We start from the raw sequence: 17,180 nt of genomic DNA, 5'->3' as shown, positions 1-17,180 counted from the left end.
CCCATATTTGAAACAATTTGTAAATTAATAATAATCGGTTGTTTTATTTAACAGTTGAATTGCTCTTATAGCAATACCAGCTCAATTTATGACTTCTTTTTTATAGAATAAAACATTTGTGATTTTATCGAATATCAGATTTTGAGGCTGTTCACTATTGGGAGAAAATTTAATAGTGCCTATCTCCAATAATCTTCTTTTATATTTTTTACTTCTCTAAGCAACTATCGTTCGAGCTTTATCCTCTAGTCTTCATATCTCTTTGATATTCCATGCATGCTCTCTTCTGTGTCGTGATTTCTTACATTTACACCTCTGTCTTGTTTTTGACATTTGGTGAATAATTTGTAAATCTATTTTTAATTGAACGTTCAATCAAAAAACATTTCGACTACATTTGATGTTGGTGATTTGAACACAATCCGGGTTTACGACAAGGAGCGTTGGATGCCAAAAGTAGGAATGCCAGCAATACGTCGGCCACAGTTAGTGGCGGCAACAGTAGCCGTTATTGATGAAGTGGGGTTGGCGGGTGCGAGTGTTTCGCTGATCAGCCGTAAAGCGGGTGTATCAGCGGGGATCATTAACCACTACTTTGGTGGAAAAAACGGACTTCTTGAAGAAACCATGCGCTCTGTCCTCAGGGAGTTGTCCGAGGGTGTCCAGAAACGCTTAGTTGTAACGCCTCATCACGATGCCCGCGCGCGAATTCTCGCTATCGTTGAGGGGAACTTTGACCCTAATCAGGTCAATAATAAGGTCACTAAGACATGGCTAGCATTTTGGTCTCATGCCATGCATGAACCGACATTGTTCCGTCTTCAACGCGTCAATGAGCAACGTCTTCTTTCCCACCTTCGTATTGAACTTAAAAAGCTATTACCCAAGGAAAAAGCCGCGTTTGTCGCACAAGGTGTCGCGGCACTGATCGACGGTATCTGGCTTCGTGGTGCGCTTAACCCCAAAGGGATCAATGCCAAATTAGCCGTCGAAACGGTTGAAAATTATCTTTCTCTTCAGCTCCAAGGTTCTTCATCCATATCAAAAGGCAAAAACTAAATGGATATTAAACAGTTATACATCCACGGACAGTCTGTGAATGCCTCGTCCGGCGAAACCTTTGCAACGTTAAACCCCGCAACGGGAGAAAAACTGGCAGATGTTCAGCAAGCCAGTCAATCCGATGTTGATCAGGCGGTGAAATCCGCATGGGAAGGGTTTCAAATCTGGTCATCCATGAGTGGTGCAGAGCGAAGAACCATATTAAACCGCGCAGTGGCAATTCTGCGTGAACGCAATGACGAACTGGCGGCGTTGGAAGTGCTGGATACGGGCAAACCGATTCAAGAGGCGCAGTATGTTGATGTGGTGACAGGTGCAGACGTGATTGAGTATTACGCTGGCTTAGCTGTCGCGATTCAGGGAGAACAACAAAGCCTGAGTGAAAACCAATTCTTCTATACCCGCAAAGAGCCCTTAGGTGTGTGTGCGGGTATCGGTGCTTGGAACTACCCGATTCAAATTGCCATGTGGAAAGCTGGCCCTGCTCTGGCAGCAGGAAACGCCATGGTATTTAAACCGTCGGAAGAAACCCCTTTGACGGTACTGAAACTGGCGGAAATATTTACCGAAGCAGGAATGCCCGACGGCGTGTTCAACGTGGTGCAAGGTGACTACCGTGTAGGGCAAATGCTATCGCGCCATCCCGACATTGTGAAAGTGTCATTTACGGGCGAATGTGGTACGGGCAAAAAAGTGATGGCAGATGCCGCAGGTTCGTTGAAGCCTGTCACGATGGAGCTAGGTGGTAAGTCGCCGCTGATCGTGTTTGATGATGCGGACTTAGACAATGCCGTGTCAGGTGCGATGCTCGCCAATTTTTATACCCAAGGTGAGGTGTGCACGCATGGTACGCGCGTGTTTGTGCATGACAGCGTGTATGACGCTTTTCTTGAAAAACTCAAAGTCCGTACTGAAAAGCTGGTGGTTGGTGATCCGACTCACCCAGACACACAAATCGGTGCGCTGATTTCCAAAGATCATCTTTCCAAAGTGCTCGGCTTTATCGAGCAGGGAAAAGAGAGCGGAGCAACGTTGCTCTGTGGCGGTCATCAGGTGACAGACGGCGACTTGGCTAAAGGCAACTTTGTCGCGCCGACCGTTTTCGCCGACTGTCACGATGAAATGGCCCATGTGAAAAACGAAATTTTTGGTCCTGTGATGTCGGTACTTCGCTTTAGCGATGAAGAGGAAGTGGTTCGTCGTGCCAATAACACCAAATACGGCTTGGCGGCGGGCGTGTTCACGAGCAACTTCTCTCGTGCGCACCGTGTTATCGCAAAGCTCCAAGCGGGCATTTGCTGGATAAACAATTGGGGAGCATCACCCGCTGAAATGCCTGTTGGTGGCTACAAGCAATCCGGGATTGGCCGTGAAAACGGTGTGGAAACGCTGAAGGCCTATACCCAAACGAAAAGTGTTTACGTCGAACTTGGCGACGTTGACAGTCCGTACGCGTAAGGAAGGACTATGACGAATCAGACGGAATTTGATTACATCATTGTCGGCGCGGGATCGGCGGGGTGTGTGCTGGCGGATCGCTTAACAGCCTCTGGTAAACATCAGGTACTGATCCTCGAAGCGGGCGGCACTGATAAGAGCATTTTCATTCAAATGCCAACAGCATTGTCCTACCCCATGAACACGGAAAAGTATGCGTGGCAGTTTGAGTCGCAGGCTGAAGAAGGATTGGACGGACGCAAGCTACATTGTCCGCGCGGTAAAGTACTGGGCGGCAGTTCCTCCATCAACGGTATGGTTTATGTGCGTGGTCATGCGTGTGACTTTGATGAATGGGAAGCTAACGGCGCAACAGGCTGGAATTACCAATCGTGTTTGCCGTATTTCAAACGCGCGGAAACTTGGATTGGGGGTGAAGATGCGTATCGAGGCGGCGAAGGGCCTGTCGGCACCTGCAACGGCAATGACATGGCATTGAACCCGCTCTACCGTGCGTTCATCGATGCGGGTGAACAAGCAGGTTACCCTGTAACGGAAGACTATAACGGTTATCAGCAAGAAGGCTTCGGCCCAATGCATATGACAGTGGATGGCGGGGTGCGAGCGTCGACCTCTAATGCGTATCTGCGCCGCGCACTTAAGCGTCCAAACCTTACCCTTATTAAAGGTGTCACGGTCAATAAGCTGCTGATTGAAAATAATGTCGCCGTGGGGGTTTCTTACACCAAAGGTGGCAGTGCTCATGACGTGAAAGCCCGCCAAGAAGTGATCAGTTCAGCAGGGTCTATTGGTTCCCCGCAATTGCTCCAGTTATCAGGTATTGGGCCTAAGGCCGTATTGGAGCGAGCGGGTGTGGACGTGAAACACGACCTACCGGGTGTGGGCGAAAACCTTCAAGACCATCTTGAAGTGTATTTCCAGTATTTCTGTAAACAGCCCATCACCTTGAATGGCAAATTAGGGCTGATCAGCAAAGGCTTGATTGGCACGCGTTGGATTTTGTTCAAAGACGGCTTAGGGGCGACCAACCATTTTGAGTCGTGTGCGTTTATCCGCAGTCGAGCAGGCGTAAAGTGGCCGAACATTCAATATCACTTTTTGCCAGCCGCTATTCGCTATGACGGAAAATCTGCCGTAGAAGGCCACGGTTTTCAGGTTCACGTTGGCCCGAACAAACCACAAAGCCGCGGCCATGTACGAATTACGAGCGCCAACCCTAACGACAAACCTGAGATCGTCTTTAACTACATCAGCACTGAACAAGACAAACAAGATTGGCGGGATTGCATTCGCTTAACCCGTGAGATTTTGGATCAAGAGGCGATGTTCCCGTTTCGTGACGGTGAAATTCAGCCCGGAGAAAGCATTCAGAGCGACGACGCAATTGATACTTGGGTGAAAGCCAACGTAGAGAGTGCTTATCACCCTTCATGTACCTGCAAAATGGGGGCTGACAGCGACCCAATGGCGGTACTCGACAGCCAACTTCGTGTAAGGGGAATCGAAAATCTGCGTGTTGTCGATTCATCGATATTTCCAACGATTACCAATGGCAATTTAAACGGCCCAACCATCATGGTTGCTGAACGTGCGGCAGACATGATTTTGGGCAATGCGATGTTACCTAACGCAAACGTATCGGTATGGCTAGACCCCAACTGGGAAACGCAACAGCGATTGAATGCGCATGCGCCTGAAGACGTGCGCGAGATCGCCACGAAATAGATAACAAGAAAGACACAATAACTGAGCGGCGTGACGACGGGTCACGCCAACAGATAAAGGAAGAGGAAAGCAATGATGGATAAAATTCAGACTCAGCGACTAACCGGTATTAGCTTGACGTTAGCCGCCAGCCTGCTTGCTGCACCGGCTTTCGCGAATCAGTGTGAAACGGTGCGTTTCTCTGATGTTGGCTGGACTGACATTACAGCAACGACCGCGGCGACAACCCTTGTACTGCAAGGTATGGGGTACGAAACAGACATTCAGCTCTTGTCCGTGCCAGTTACCTATACCTCGCTGGCAAATGGCGACATTGATGTCTTCCTTGGCAACTGGATGCCAACCATGGAAGGTGATATCGCGAAATACCGCGACGCGGGCACTGTCGAAACCATTGGTATGAACTTGGAAGGGGCGAAGTACACGCTTGCGGTGCCGAAATATGCATTTGAAGGTGGTGTGAAAAACTTCGCGGATATCGCCAAATTTGAAGATAACTTCAAAGGGCGTATCTACGGTATCGAACCGGGCAACGACGGTAACCGCCTTATTCAAGACATGATTGATTCTGATGCATTTGGCCTCAAAGGTTTCGATTTGGTTGAGTCGAGTGAAGCGGGCATGTTGTCTCAGGTTAAACGTGCCGTGCGCCGTGACCAGTGGATTGTGTTCTTAGGGTGGGCTCCACACCCAATGAATAGCAACTTTGAACTGGAATACTTGGCAGGGGGCGATGACTACTTTGGCCCTAACTTTGGCGGTGCAAACGTATATACCAACGTACGTCAGAACTACACCACAGAATGCCCGAATGTGGGCAAGCTGCTGACCAATCTTAAGTTCTCTTTACCGATGGAAAACGAAATCATGAACGGTATTTTGAATGATGGCGTGAAGCCAAGCGTGGCAGCGAAAGAGTGGTTGCAAGGCAACCCAGAGGTGCTGACAGTATGGTTGGAGGGTGTGAAAACCCAAGACGGAAAAGATGCGCTCCCAGCCGTTAAAGCGCATTTGAAAATCCAGTAAATATGGGTTTCTCGCACGCATAGTAGGGCGAGAACACTGGGCTGGTGGCACCGTGTCACCAGCCCAACCATCATGGAATTTGGAGTACACATGGACTGGATTACAGATAATAAAATACCCATCGGTAGCTACATGGAAACTGCCGTTGATTGGTTAACCTACAACGCAGCCGGCTTTTTCGACGCGCTCTCGTTGTCGCTAGAGTGGCTGATATTGTCTCTTGTCGACATCATGCAGTGGTTCCCCCCGTACGTGCCGATTTTGCTAACAGCTGCATTGGCGTGGCTACTGCATCGCCGTCTTTCTTTAGTGGTCTTCGTGACCGCCGCATTGCTGTTAATACTGAATTTAGGCTACTGGCCGGAGATGATTGAAACCTTCGTGCTGGTGCTCACTGCAACAACCTTGTCCGTCATGGTGGGTGTGCCGTTGGGCATTCTCGCTGCGCACAGACCCTGGCTCTACACCTTCATGCGTCCCGTGCTGGATTTGATGCAAACCATCCCAACGTTTGTGTATCTGATTCCTACCTTAGTTCTGTTTGGTTTGGGTGTTGTGCCAGGTCTGATTTCAACCATCATCTTTGCCATTGCTGCACCTATTCGTCTGACTTATCTCGGTATTCGAAGTGTGCCGGAAGAACTGATTGAGGCAGGAAAAGCGTTTGGCGCAACGCCGACAAAATTGCTATTCAAAGTTGAGCTACCTGCCGCCATGCCAAATATCATGGCGGGGATCACCCAGTGCATCATGTTGTCACTGTCGATGGTAGTTATTGCTGCGCTTGTTGGTGCAGACGGCTTGGGCAAACCCGTTATCCGCGCGTTGAACACCGTGAACATTTCTCAAGGTTTTGAAGCTGGCCTTGCCATTGTGCTTGTGGCGATCATTCTCGATCGTTTATGTAAAGCACCCACATCGCAAGGGAAGGAGGGTTAATCATGAAAGCGGTATCGATTGAAAACCTTGACGTTATCTTTGGTGATAAAGCCGTACTAAGTGCGGAGTTGTTAGACCAAGGCAAAACGCGGCAAGAAATCCTCGAAGAAACGGGCGATGTGATTGGCGTGAGCAACGCCTCTATCTCGGTCGAAAAAGGCGAGATCTGTGTACTCATGGGGCTTTCTGGCTCAGGTAAATCCAGCTTGCTTCGTGCGGTGAATGGTTTAAACCCGGTGACGCGCGGCTCTCTCAAAGTGAGAGCTGGCGAGGAGATGGTTGACCTTGCGGGTATCGATGAAAATACGCTACGCGACCTTCGCTCACACCGTATATCAATGGTGTTCCAGAAGTTCGCATTAATGCCTTGGCTCAGTGTGGTCGACAACGTTGCCTTTGGGCTAGAAATGCAGGGCGTAGGCAAAGCAGAACGCAGACAACGCGCGATGGAAAAGCTCGACATGGTTGGGCTAAGTGAATGGCACGACAAACTGCCGCATGAGTTATCAGGTGGTATGCAGCAACGGGTTGGTCTTGCTCGCGCCTTCTGTATGGACAGCGATATTCTATTGATGGATGAGCCGTTTTCTGCGCTTGACCCACTTATTCGAAACCAGCTTCAAGACGAGCTGTTGGAACTTCAGCGCAAGCTGAACAAGACCATTTTATTCGTGAGCCATGACTTGGATGAAGCCCTGAAGATCGGCACTAACATTGCCATCATGGAATCAGGAAAAATCATCCAGCACGGCAAACCGGAAGACATCGTTCTTCGACCGGAAAACCAGTACGTTGAAGATTTTGTTGCGCACACAAATCCTTTAAACGTGCTGCGCGGTCGTTCCTTAATGACACCAATCGAAAAGCTGGAAAAAGAGAACAACTCACTGATTCTCAATGAACGTGAACAAACACGTTTAGTGTTAGATGATGAAGGGGAGGTGATAGGCGCGATTCGAAGAGAGGAAGATCTTCTCCTCTCACATTGGAATGACTCACAACCTGTTGAAAGCGTGAAAAAAGATGCTGTCGTGATAACAACCGCTGATATTTCGATGCGTGATGCCCTAGAGATTCGCTACCGAACTGGGCAGCCCGTCCTATTGGAAAGCGAAGAGAAAATCGTCGGTATTCTCTGTGATGATGATTTCTACCACGCCTTACTAGGTAAGCACTTTTCACAGGCCGCTTGATATCAAAACAAAAGCCGATGCAAATGCATCGGCTTATTTCTGTCATACACCCTTTGAACGCTTAATGAATTTGCCCGTAACGGCTCATCGTGATTGTTGTAAGAATTGGAAAATCGATGAGATTGGAAGGATAATCCACAATGACGCGCCATTCACCATCCATAGGGTCTGTCACCATCGGGAGTTCCACATCCCTGTTTTCTGGTGGGAGAGATGAATCTGGCCACGATTGTGTCTCATGCCAAACAGATGATTTCGATGCCAACAAATTACCGTCTGGGTCTATAAGCGCAATACGGCTGTTACTCAGCGGCAAGTTAACTTCCGCAACCAAATCATTCTTGCCTGAAACGTGGAATACAAACTCCGTGGTGATGTTAGGAATAGCCAATTTATGGCTGACTTCTGAGGTGTTCGATTCCGTTTCCTGCGAGAACGCTGGGCCTATTGAGAGTACGGAAACTGCGAAGATAAGGGTCAGAAAGCGAGAAGAGGGCATAGCGCATTAGCTCCTAAATGAATGCTGTATTTTATACGGTGCAATCTTATCCATTAACGCTGATTGTCTAGTGATATAAAACCATACACATAGAAAACTTATTGACCTAACAGTTATTCATTTCGCTTTAGTTATCAGTGATTATGTATGCGCGGTGTGAATGTGTGTCGAAGGTAATGCCGCTTATGTCGCTTAGGCTGAAGCACTGCTCTTTACTTCATTAACAATGGAGTATGAGCTTGTATACACAGTCAAAGAGGCATGGATGTTTGACTTTAATATTGGCGATTGGGTGTACTCCACCCAATCTGGTGTATGGCAAATATACCGAATTGATGAGTTTAAGGCGTTTAATCCATCCACAAAGGAATTCGAAGATAAATCGCTGATATTCGCCAAGCGATTTTTCGATGACAAGGGAAAGAGGGCTTTTACGCAGGACTTTTTCTCCATTACTTCATTGTTTCCCATCAAAGGGGAGTCAAAGCTCGATCTGGATTTGTACATCAAGAGTCATCCCAGACTGTACGCCAAGTTTCTTCGCTATCAACCCGACCCCATAGATACCGTTTTTCATTGTCGGATTGACGTGCCTGAGCATCAATCAACCGACGATATAGCAGGTATGTTCCCTGTAGGTGTTGAGTTCTCCCAATCGGAGGCAGAACAATTAGTAAATTCACTAGGCCTAGACGCAAAAAGCACTCCCCACTGGACAGTGGAATTTATCTCCCGTGGCACAGTGTTACGGGACGGATATATGCGATACGTATTTAACCGAGTGCTTGAGTTTTGATAGCAAAGCGCGACTCCTCAACAAAAACTGACTGACGAGACAAAAAAGTTTATCTTTCCGGCGGCAATCCGTTAGCGCGATGAAGGTCTCTGACGCGTGCAGCCACGCACTTTTTATCGAAGTAGCCTCACTTTCCATTTGACCTGTCTATAACTCTACAGTTTATGATGCTCCCATATTGAAAGAGCGAGAACGCGTATGTACCGCATTTCAGAGTTGGGTGAATTAGTCGGGTTATCCCGCACCACCTTGCTGTATTACGAAAAGCTAGGGCTCATTCAAGGTGAGCGGCTAGGCAATGGTTATCGCACCTATAGCGAGCGTGATTTGCAGCGTTTGAGGTTAATTCTTCAGCTTCAGGCGGGTGGACTGACATTGAAAGAATGTCAGGCCTGTGTAGAAGCGAAAATTGACCGCAGTTTGTTGGTAAATCGTCTTCAAGAACTCGATGACGAGATAGCGCAGAAGCAGCGGTCACGCGCGTTGTTAGCATCATTGCTTGGTGAAGACGGTCAGACTGACTGGCACGATCAGGCAAGCAAGGTTGCGCCGGATGAACATTTAGCGTGGCTCATTAAGCAGGGCTTTAACGAAAAAGAAGCACTGCGATTGAAGTGGTTATCAAAGAACATGAACGAACACGATCAATACATGGCGGACTTTATGCTCGTTTTCAACGCGCTAGACCGCTGGGGGCCGGGCTCTGAGTCAGACACACTACATGCATTAAAGGCCGTGCCATTTTCCCCACAAAATCTGCTGGAAATCGGCTGTGGTCGAGGCATTGCGACCACGGTATTGGCGCGAAACACGAACGCAAAAATCACGGTGTTGGACAACGAAACCAGCGCGCTTGAAAGAACCATAGAGCGTGCGACAGAAGCCGGCGTTGCGGAGAAGATAGAAACCGTAAACGCCAGCATGACCGACATTCCGCTCGAAAACGGTCAGTACGATCTGATTTGGGCAGAAGGCTGTGCTTACGTCATGGGCGTGAACAACGCACTTAAACAGTGGCGTTCATTGCTGGCTGACGATGGCGTGCTGGTGTTGAGTGACATGGTGTGGACGGTGGAATCACCAAATCCAGTAATTGCAGCGTTTCTGGGCAATGAATACCCAGACCTGACAACTGCGGCAGAGCGTATCAAGCAAGCAAAAGCGGCAGGCTATGACGTGATTGATACCTTCACCATGAGCAAAGACGCATGGGACGCCTACTACACGCCACTCGGTGAACGTGTCGCTGAGCTGGAAGCCAGCATGGCGGATTCGCCAGCATTAAAAGACATTAAACGCGAAGTAGAACTGATGACAGCGTACTTCGGTGAAGTGAACTACCAACTATTTATCTTGGCGAAAGCAAAGTAACGGCTCGTCCGCAGCTTTCGACAATGAAAGGAAAATATCGTGGAATTTAAACAATACGAAACATCACAACTTAACGACATTAAAGCTCTTTTCCAAAATACCTTTACCGACTCTGAAGGTGAAGCAGAAGGCAAAATGGTCAGCGAATTAGCGTATGAAGCACTCACTACCACAGAAAACCAAGACGTATACGGCTTTGTGGCGATGGACGGTGAAACTCTCGCGGGCAGCATTGTGTTTACACGCCTGACACCAGCAAACGGCGCATCGGCATTTTTGCTATCTCCGGTTGCAGTAGCAACGTCTTACCAGAAACAAGGCGTTGGCAGCACATTGATTAACGTGGCGTTGGACGTGTTGAAAAACGAAGGCGTAGAGCTGGTGTTCACCTATGGCGACCCAAACTACTACGGACGCGTTGGCTTTCAACAAGTCAGCGAAGACGTCGTGAAAGCTCCTTGTAAATTGAGCTTCCCAGAAGGGTGGTTGGGGCAGTCACTCGTGAGCGACGAGGTTTCGACCATTGAAGGTGAAACAGGCTGTGTAGCCGCGATGAATAAACCAGAAATCTGGTAATTACGCCATTCCAACTGTTTCTCACGAAACACACAAAAAAGCCTCCCAATGCATTCGCAGAGGGAGGCTTTTTAATGTCTATAGGGTACTTAGCACTTACTTAACTTGTTTGCCCTGAACCCAGACTTTGTCGATGTCACAGCTTTGGCCCAGAGAAACGATTTTCTCCAGAATGTCACGTGGTGAATCCATGTTTGGCCAAATGCGCAGGTTACCCAGCATGCTAGGTTTGATGACCAAGGCATCGAAGTGGAAGTCTTTCTCGAACACGCCCACTTTCTCGTTCAGAACGCGACCACCGCCAGCGGTTGCCATCCAGAATGCTTCAACAAAACTCACGCGAGAACCTGCTACGCCACGCTCACCTGCCGTAAGGCGTGTATCTACGCCGTCTTCGCGAACACGCGAGTGGGTCACTGCATCAAAACTTGCGCGGAAAATGGATGGCGACGGTGCGCCAGCAATGTCACTGCCCAAACCAATGCTCACACCGCTGTCCAACAATTCGCGGGTATGCATCGCCGCATTAGCGAAGAACATATTAGAAAGCGGACAGTGGCCGATACCTGCATCGAACTCTTTCAGCATGGCGACATCGTTGTCGGTGAGGAAAATCGAGTGTGCCAGAACGGTTTTATTGTTCAGCAAACCCGCTTCTGCATAGATCTCGATATCGGTTTTGCCGTAGTGTTGCAGCGCATAATCACGCGCCCAGTCACTTTCAGAACAATGCGTTTGCATGTGAACATCGTGCTGTTGAACCAGCTTACCCAGTTCACGCAGCAGTGTTTCGGTGCAGCTTGGCACAAAACGCGGGGTGATCACTGGCTTCACCAAACCGTGTTCGTTACCTTTCAGGCCACGCACGTTTTGAATGAAAGCTTCCGTTTCCGCCAACGCTTCTTCAACAGACGGTTCGCGGTAGAAATCAGGACACTGCTCCGCGTTGTCCATGTTGATTTTACCCACAAACGCACGCTGGCCTTGCTCAAGGCTGGTCTTCGCTAAAAGCTCAGACGCTTCACGGTGGATAGACGCAAAGTACACCGCGCTGGTGGTACCGTTCGCCAAAAGGGTACGGGTAACGTCTTGGTAAACAGGTTCTGCAAACGCCAGATCGCCGTAGCGGTTTTCCAGCGGGAAAGTGTAGTTTTGCAGCCAATCATACAAAGGCAAATCGAGACCTTTACCTGCTTGCGGCCATTGTGGCGCGTGGCAGTGCAGGTCAACCAGACCTGGCATCAGGAACTGGCCTTTTTCGACGATGTTCAGTTTCGATGCATCACGGAGTGCATTCACGTAGACGCTGTGCTCAGCGTCGTCAGCGGTAAAGGTGGCGGCGATGTCACCGCACTCATCAACGAGGATGAGGAAATCAGGCAGGAATGCCATTTCACCTTTTACTGGCGTGTGGAAAGTATCGGCCAAAATACCGAATTGAATGCGAGTCATGTCGATCATGCCTCAGCCTCCTGTACAGCATCCTCAGGGAGGATAAAATTCAAAATAACAGCAGCAAGTGCGCCAATGGCGATACCTGAGTTAGCCAAGTAGCCAACCAGTTCTGGTAACGCGTAAATCAGTTCGCGGGGCATGAGTACCGCACCCAGCGCAAGCATAATCGGCAGGCCAATCACCAGCATATTACGCTCAGAAAGTTGAATGTTTTGTACAACGCGGAATCCGTTCATCGCAATCACCACACAGATCACGGCAAAGATACCCGCGATAACAGCATGCGGCACGGATGCAATTAGGCTAGTCAGTTTAGGTACCAAGCCAAGCACCAACAAAATGAAACCCCCTGCAATAATGGCACGGCGAGATGCCACGCCTGTGACCGCAATAATACCCGCGTTGGTGGAGTAACCCGTTACTGGGCTGCCGCCTAACAGTGAACAGATAAACTGACCCGCAGCTTCACCCGTCGCGCCGCGGTTTAAGCGATCGTCTTCCAAATCTGTGCCTGTTACCGCCGTCACCGCACACCAAGTACCTGTGGTTTCAACAAGTACAATCATGGCAACAAACAGCATGGTCAGAATTGCCAGAGGGTCGAACACCAACTCACCAAAAGGCAGCAGGGTAGGTAACTGAATCCATGCTGCATCAGAAACCGCAGAGAAGTCCGCCATGCCCATGGTTGCCGCGACCAAGGTACCAACAAGGATCGCACCCAGCACAGAGGCCAAACGCAGCCAATGCAGTTGTTTGATAAAACAACCCAGCAGGATAAAGGCACTCAGTGAGAACATACTCGCCATTGCGATCAGGATGTTTTCAGCAGGGCGGTCAGTCGTGTAAATGCCGTTAAACGCCACAGGAAGCAAAGAGATACCCACAACGATGATGACCGTGCCGCCAACAATAGGGGGAACAAAGGTTTTTACCAAACGGCTGAACAGGTTCATCGGACGGCCAAGCAGTGCCACGAAAATCGCCACAGGGATCATCGCGCCGTAAACCGCACCCATACCCAGTGATTTACCAATCGCCGCAATCGCACCAATAGGAATGTACGACGGCCCTTGCATCACAGGCAGTTTTAGCAAAAAGCCAGATTGGATGATGGTACACAGACCTGCAACGATGAAGGTCATCTGAATAAGTGCAGACGTGTCCCCAACAGAAAGAGAAAGTAGGCCAGCAAGAATGATAGGGACGATGTAGAGATCCATTGCCAGCACATGTTGTGCCCCAAGCGACAAAGACTTCGGCAGAGAAATCTTCTCATCAATATTCAGAGGAACGGCAGTTTTCATAGGTTTTAGTACCAAAGTGGGTAGTGAATTCTGAAGGTGTAAAAGTGACCAATTAACAGCCAGATAAAGACAAGAACACCTTGAAATTGGCGCGCATAATACTTGTTTTTTGAAGGAAGGCAATCGTTTGCGTGAGGTTTTTATCAATAGGGGAAGAATGGAAGCTTAAGTGGTGGTTTTGTGGGCGGGGGAGAGGTGAATTGGTTTGATAGCGGAAGTGCCAGTTAGTGGGTAACTGGCACGGAAATGGACAGAAACGGGTTAGAACTAATGCTCTAAACCGTTTCTAAAACATAAGAAAAAGTAACTTGAAAGCTCTGATGCTAAGACTATCGTCCATCTAGCGAGCAAAAAATAATGACCTATTTAGATCAAAGCATTGAACTCTCTTGTTGCTGCTTCTTTTTCTTCTCTTTTTCGCTTTGGGTATTAAAGACTTTCAAAAGATCTGAGTGGATATAATTCATAGACAGTTGAAAGCTCATGTGTGGAGCTTCCAATGTAATCTCAGTCTCACCATCTTTGTATGTCGCAGATTTATTCCCAACGAAAGGGATTTTTTGGTTTACTAGTTGATATTTTTTGCCAAGAGTACCATTCAAATAATCAAACTTACTTTTCGGTAATTCGCTTAAAACTGCAATCAGTTTGTTGGCGCGACTAAAGATCACAGTCACATCATTAATGCCTTCGAATTGTATTTGGTTTCGAGGGATCTGATACATATCACCTTGACTATACTTATTGATACCTTGGTGGGATACATTGTATTTGCCTTTAAGTTGTTCAACAGTAGTTTCACCAATCGTTAGTCCAAATACAGTAGGGTTTGCGAATACTGATTGGCATACAAATAGTAGTGCAAAGATTAGTTTCTTCATTTTTTAATCCATTTTAGTAAAGATGAGTATTGTTTAAGTAACCAATTGTATGGTTTTTAAGAACATATACCTCTGTCCATTTACTTCCAGAGGACAAGACATAAACATGCTGACCTTGTGGCAATGCCAGCAGCTCTTTACTGTCAAAACTGCCTTCTTCATACACTGAAGCTTTTTTGATCTGAACGGTTTTGGTTCTAAGCTTATTTAGTATTCCACTTAGGTTTGATTGCGCTTCTTTGTAATTTTGTTGTGCAGATTTTGCGTACCAGAAGGCTGCTAATTGATTGCTTTTCCTTACCCCAACACCATTTTCATACATTTGTCCCAAGTTATTCTGCGCTACATCATTACCTTGCCTTGCCGACTTTTCGTACCACTTGAAAGCTTGATAACGATCTTTTTCTGTGCCGCGACCTTGGTCATACATAACCCCAAGATTATTCTGAGCTGAGACAGAGCCTTGTTCGGCTGCTTTCTGATACCATTTGAACGCCTTTCTGGAGCTTGCGGGAACTCCTTCGCCATTACTTAACATCCAACCCAGTCTGAATTGAGCATCAACATCTCCTTTCTCAGCAGATTGAAGATACCACTTATAAGCTTGTGTTAGACTCTTATCTCTACCTAACCCTTTATAATAGTGCTGAGCAATAAAATAGTCTGACTCAGCATGACCTGATTTACTTGCTACAGAGTACCAGTCAAATGATTTCTGATAGTCATGATTTACCCCATTACCATTAAAGTACATCCCAGCTAAGTTATAAGCTGCGTACTTATTGTCTTTAGCTACTTTCGATAGTAGTTCAAATGCTTTATCGGTATCCTTTTCAGTGCCAATTCCATACAAATAATATCTTCCCAACTCGGCTGTTGGGGCTGTCCAACCTGAAGAAGCTGCTTTTGACATCCAGTAGAAGGCTGATTCCTTGTCTATATTCGTACCTTGTCCATCTTCATATAACCACGCTAGATTTCTGGCTGAGTCCTTGTTTCCGTCTTTTGCTGATTTAGAGTACCAATGAATCGCTTTTTTATAATCCTGTGGAACACCGTAGCCATTAGCAAAAGCAAGTCCCATATAGAAAGAGCAATACTTATAGCTATCAACACATTGCTCATACCATCTTAGGGATTGCTTATATTCTTTTTTCTCCCAATATAGCTCACCTAGCTTATTTATTGAGTAAGCGTCACTTTCTTCTGCTTTTAGCCATAAAGGAAATAAGTCTTTATTGTCAGCTAGTTCTTTTGATGCTTTCTCTGATTTATTCTCTGATGCTTTAATAAGGTATGCTTGTGCTTCTTTGAACTTTTCTTGTTTAAGCGCATGCATACCATAATCAAATTGAGCATTAACTAAACCAGAATCTGCCGCTTTTTTAAGCCAACCAATATCTTCATCTGATGGACGATTTGTTGAGGAATATAGACGATACATTGAACGATTATCGCCTTCTAAAGCCAGTTTTTGCCAAGATTCCCTTGCTTTAGCATAATCACCATCTTGATAGGCTTCTTCTGCCGACTCATATGTTGCTGCACAACCCGACAGTATCAATGTGACTATAGCACTAGCCAACCATGCGCGTTTTAGCATTGTCTTTTCCCTTAAAGCATTGTAATAATTATCAAAAATACTACAAAACACTCATTAGTCTTTCAAGCGGTCACAATTGTAAAGTCGTCAGTTATCACTATTTTTAGTTTTACATGTTGAATGTAATTGCAGCGGACACAGTTTACTTCTGGCGACAAGACGTAGTAAGCGTTCTGGCAAAGAGTGTGACTACTGAAAATAATCTTTACTAAGGAAAGTTTACCTAAAGTTAAGGTGGTTACGCTTTCACTTTAGCTTGAAAAGGGGCAGAAATAACCCAAGCTACCGCCCTCAACTTCTCCGATCGCAATAGTCACTTAAATGCCTTATAAATTCTGCATAAATCTAGCACAAAGTCGGAAAAACTATACTTGAATGTAGTCACGTTCTGCATTAAATCCAGAGAAAAAAGTCAATAAATATAAAGTGGTGTCATATCGAGAGGGTTGGGTGGTTGTTTTGTGGTTGCCGCGGCACAAACCTAAAAAAAGGAGCGATAAATCGCCCCTTTGGTCTTTCTACCTTCGCTTAGCCGTGTTTAATCGTCGTCTTGTATAGTGACTGGTGAGTAATTTAGGTCGCTATAATCTCTTTGCGTGAAAGCAAGCACGTTGAAGGTTTCGTTACCTTCGCGGACACTGTCACTGTTGATGATGATACCAATTTGGATAAATTTGGTACCCGCAGGCAGCGTGATCGGTGGTCTTGTGGTTGTGTTTGGTGGAAGTATGTAGTCAGTGAAAGTTTCAGATATCAATTGGTTGTTGGCGTTGTAGAAGCGGAACCCGCCTGTTTCTTTGTTGAAATCAACATGGTCCGTTGCCGTTGAACCGGTACCTGCGCCTACCGATGCAAAGAAGGAAGGAATGTCTGTCGGCGCACTCTTGTTAAGCGTCACTCTTGTACCGTAGAAAATGCCGGATTCTTGTGCCAAGCCTGTTACGGTAACGTCTTCAACGACAACTGTGGAATCTACATCTTCAATCGTGACAGTTGTTTCTTGTAGGTCTGATTTATCTTGCGTAGCCCATGTCTGGAAGGTAACGGTCTCTCCGCCGTCAGTCGCATTATCACTTATGTAAGAAACCGAGAACGTCACGGTTTTGGTTCCTGTTGGTAGTGATACGTCGCTGCCAGCTTCCTGAAGGCTCACTTCATAAGTATCTAAAAGTGCCTGTCTCTATAGCTTGATGCGAACGTTTACAATGTGGGTGATGGCGTATTGATGGATACTGTCTCCGATTGAAGAACCCACTGATGTGTGGGTTCTTCGAAAATGGGTCGGAAAG

At 47.1% G+C, this 17,180-nt stretch carries 15 protein-coding genes; 9 read left to right on the top strand and 6 right to left on the bottom strand.

Features of this window, described 5'->3' with window-relative positions:
- The first annotated feature begins 447 nt into the window (after positions 1–447).
- The 6 genes from betI to choV all read left to right on the top strand — a co-directional run bounded on the left by betI (position 448) and on the right by choV (position 7,403).
- Positions 448–1,059 carry a transcriptional regulator BetI gene (gene betI, locus LRP49_RS01865; protein WP_274139781.1) on the top strand — a complete coding sequence of 204 codons (612 nt, stop codon included), beginning with the start codon at positions 448–450 and terminating at the stop codon, positions 1,057–1,059.
- Positions 1,060–2,520, top strand: coding sequence for a betaine-aldehyde dehydrogenase (gene betB / locus LRP49_RS01860; RefSeq protein ID WP_274139780.1), 1,461 nt, complete (start codon positions 1,060–1,062; stop codon positions 2,518–2,520).
- 9 nt (positions 2,521–2,529) lie between these two features.
- Positions 2,530–4,245 carry a choline dehydrogenase gene (gene betA, locus LRP49_RS01855; RefSeq protein WP_274139778.1) on the top strand — a complete coding sequence of 572 codons (1,716 nt, stop codon included), beginning with the start codon at positions 2,530–2,532 and terminating at the stop codon, positions 4,243–4,245.
- A gap of 75 nt (positions 4,246–4,320) precedes the next feature.
- The gene (locus LRP49_RS01850; protein ID WP_274140093.1) at positions 4,321–5,271 is read left to right on the top strand and encodes a choline ABC transporter substrate-binding protein; all 951 of its coding nucleotides are present in this window, start codon (positions 4,321–4,323) and stop codon (positions 5,269–5,271) included.
- Positions 5,272–5,361: 90 nt separating this feature from the next.
- A complete protein-coding gene (choW, locus tag LRP49_RS01845) occupies positions 5,362–6,210 on the top strand; it encodes a choline ABC transporter permease subunit (RefSeq protein ID WP_274139776.1) in 849 nt (282 codons plus the stop codon).
- Between the two features lie 2 nt (positions 6,211–6,212).
- A complete protein-coding gene (gene choV / locus LRP49_RS01840; protein WP_274139775.1) occupies positions 6,213–7,403 on the top strand; it encodes a choline ABC transporter ATP-binding protein in 1,191 nt (396 codons plus the stop codon).
- A 61-nt stretch (positions 7,404–7,464) separates the two neighbouring features.
- Here the strand turns inward: choV and LRP49_RS01835 are convergent, their stop codons facing one another.
- On the bottom strand, positions 7,465–7,902 hold the full coding sequence (locus LRP49_RS01835) for a PDC sensor domain-containing protein (protein WP_274139774.1): 438 nt from the start codon (positions 7,900–7,902) through the stop codon (positions 7,465–7,467).
- Between the two features lie 265 nt (positions 7,903–8,167).
- Here LRP49_RS01835 and LRP49_RS01830 point away from each other — a divergent pair, with 265 nt between their 5' ends.
- From LRP49_RS01830 to LRP49_RS01820, 3 genes are all read left to right on the top strand, one after another.
- A complete protein-coding gene (locus LRP49_RS01830; RefSeq protein ID WP_274139773.1) occupies positions 8,168–8,698 on the top strand; it encodes a hypothetical protein in 531 nt (176 codons plus the stop codon).
- Between the two features lie 198 nt (positions 8,699–8,896).
- Positions 8,897–10,069, top strand: a complete 1,173-nt coding sequence (locus LRP49_RS01825; protein ID WP_274139772.1) for a MerR family transcriptional regulator — start codon at positions 8,897–8,899, stop codon at positions 10,067–10,069.
- Positions 10,070–10,108: 39 nt separating this feature from the next.
- The gene (locus LRP49_RS01820; protein WP_274139770.1) at positions 10,109–10,645 is read left to right on the top strand and encodes a GNAT family N-acetyltransferase; all 537 of its coding nucleotides are present in this window, start codon (positions 10,109–10,111) and stop codon (positions 10,643–10,645) included.
- A 96-nt stretch (positions 10,646–10,741) separates the two neighbouring features.
- Here the strand turns inward: LRP49_RS01820 and guaD are convergent, their stop codons facing one another.
- The 5 genes from guaD to LRP49_RS01795 all read right to left on the bottom strand — a co-directional run bounded on the left by guaD (position 10,742) and on the right by LRP49_RS01795 (position 17,044).
- On the bottom strand, positions 10,742–12,106 hold the full coding sequence (guaD, locus tag LRP49_RS01815) for a guanine deaminase (protein ID WP_274139769.1): 1,365 nt from the start codon (positions 12,104–12,106) through the stop codon (positions 10,742–10,744).
- Positions 12,103–13,407: a solute carrier family 23 protein gene (locus LRP49_RS01810; RefSeq protein WP_274139768.1), complete on the bottom strand. Its 1,305-nt coding sequence runs from the start codon at positions 13,405–13,407 to the stop codon at positions 12,103–12,105. Before LRP49_RS01810 ends, guaD begins: the two co-directional genes overlap by 4 nt.
- Positions 13,408–13,778: 371 nt before the next feature.
- Positions 13,779–14,288, bottom strand: coding sequence for a hypothetical protein (locus LRP49_RS01805; protein WP_274139767.1), 510 nt, complete (start codon positions 14,286–14,288; stop codon positions 13,779–13,781).
- 13 nt (positions 14,289–14,301) lie between these two features.
- Entirely contained in the window at positions 14,302–15,891 is a 1,590-nt protein-coding gene (locus tag LRP49_RS01800) for an SEL1-like repeat protein (RefSeq protein ID WP_274139765.1), read from the bottom strand.
- Positions 15,892–16,429: 538 nt separating this feature from the next.
- The gene (locus LRP49_RS01795) at positions 16,430–17,044 is read right to left on the bottom strand and encodes a hypothetical protein (protein ID WP_274139764.1); all 615 of its coding nucleotides are present in this window, start codon (positions 17,042–17,044) and stop codon (positions 16,430–16,432) included.
- Positions 17,045–17,180 lie beyond the last annotated feature (136 nt).

The organism is Enterovibrio qingdaonensis, assembly GCF_028683135.1.
GTDB lineage: Bacteria > Pseudomonadota > Gammaproteobacteria > Enterobacterales > Vibrionaceae > Enterovibrio > Enterovibrio qingdaonensis.
The sequence above is the reverse complement of the archived record's forward strand: the minus strand, read 5'-3'. Positions and strand labels throughout refer to the sequence as shown.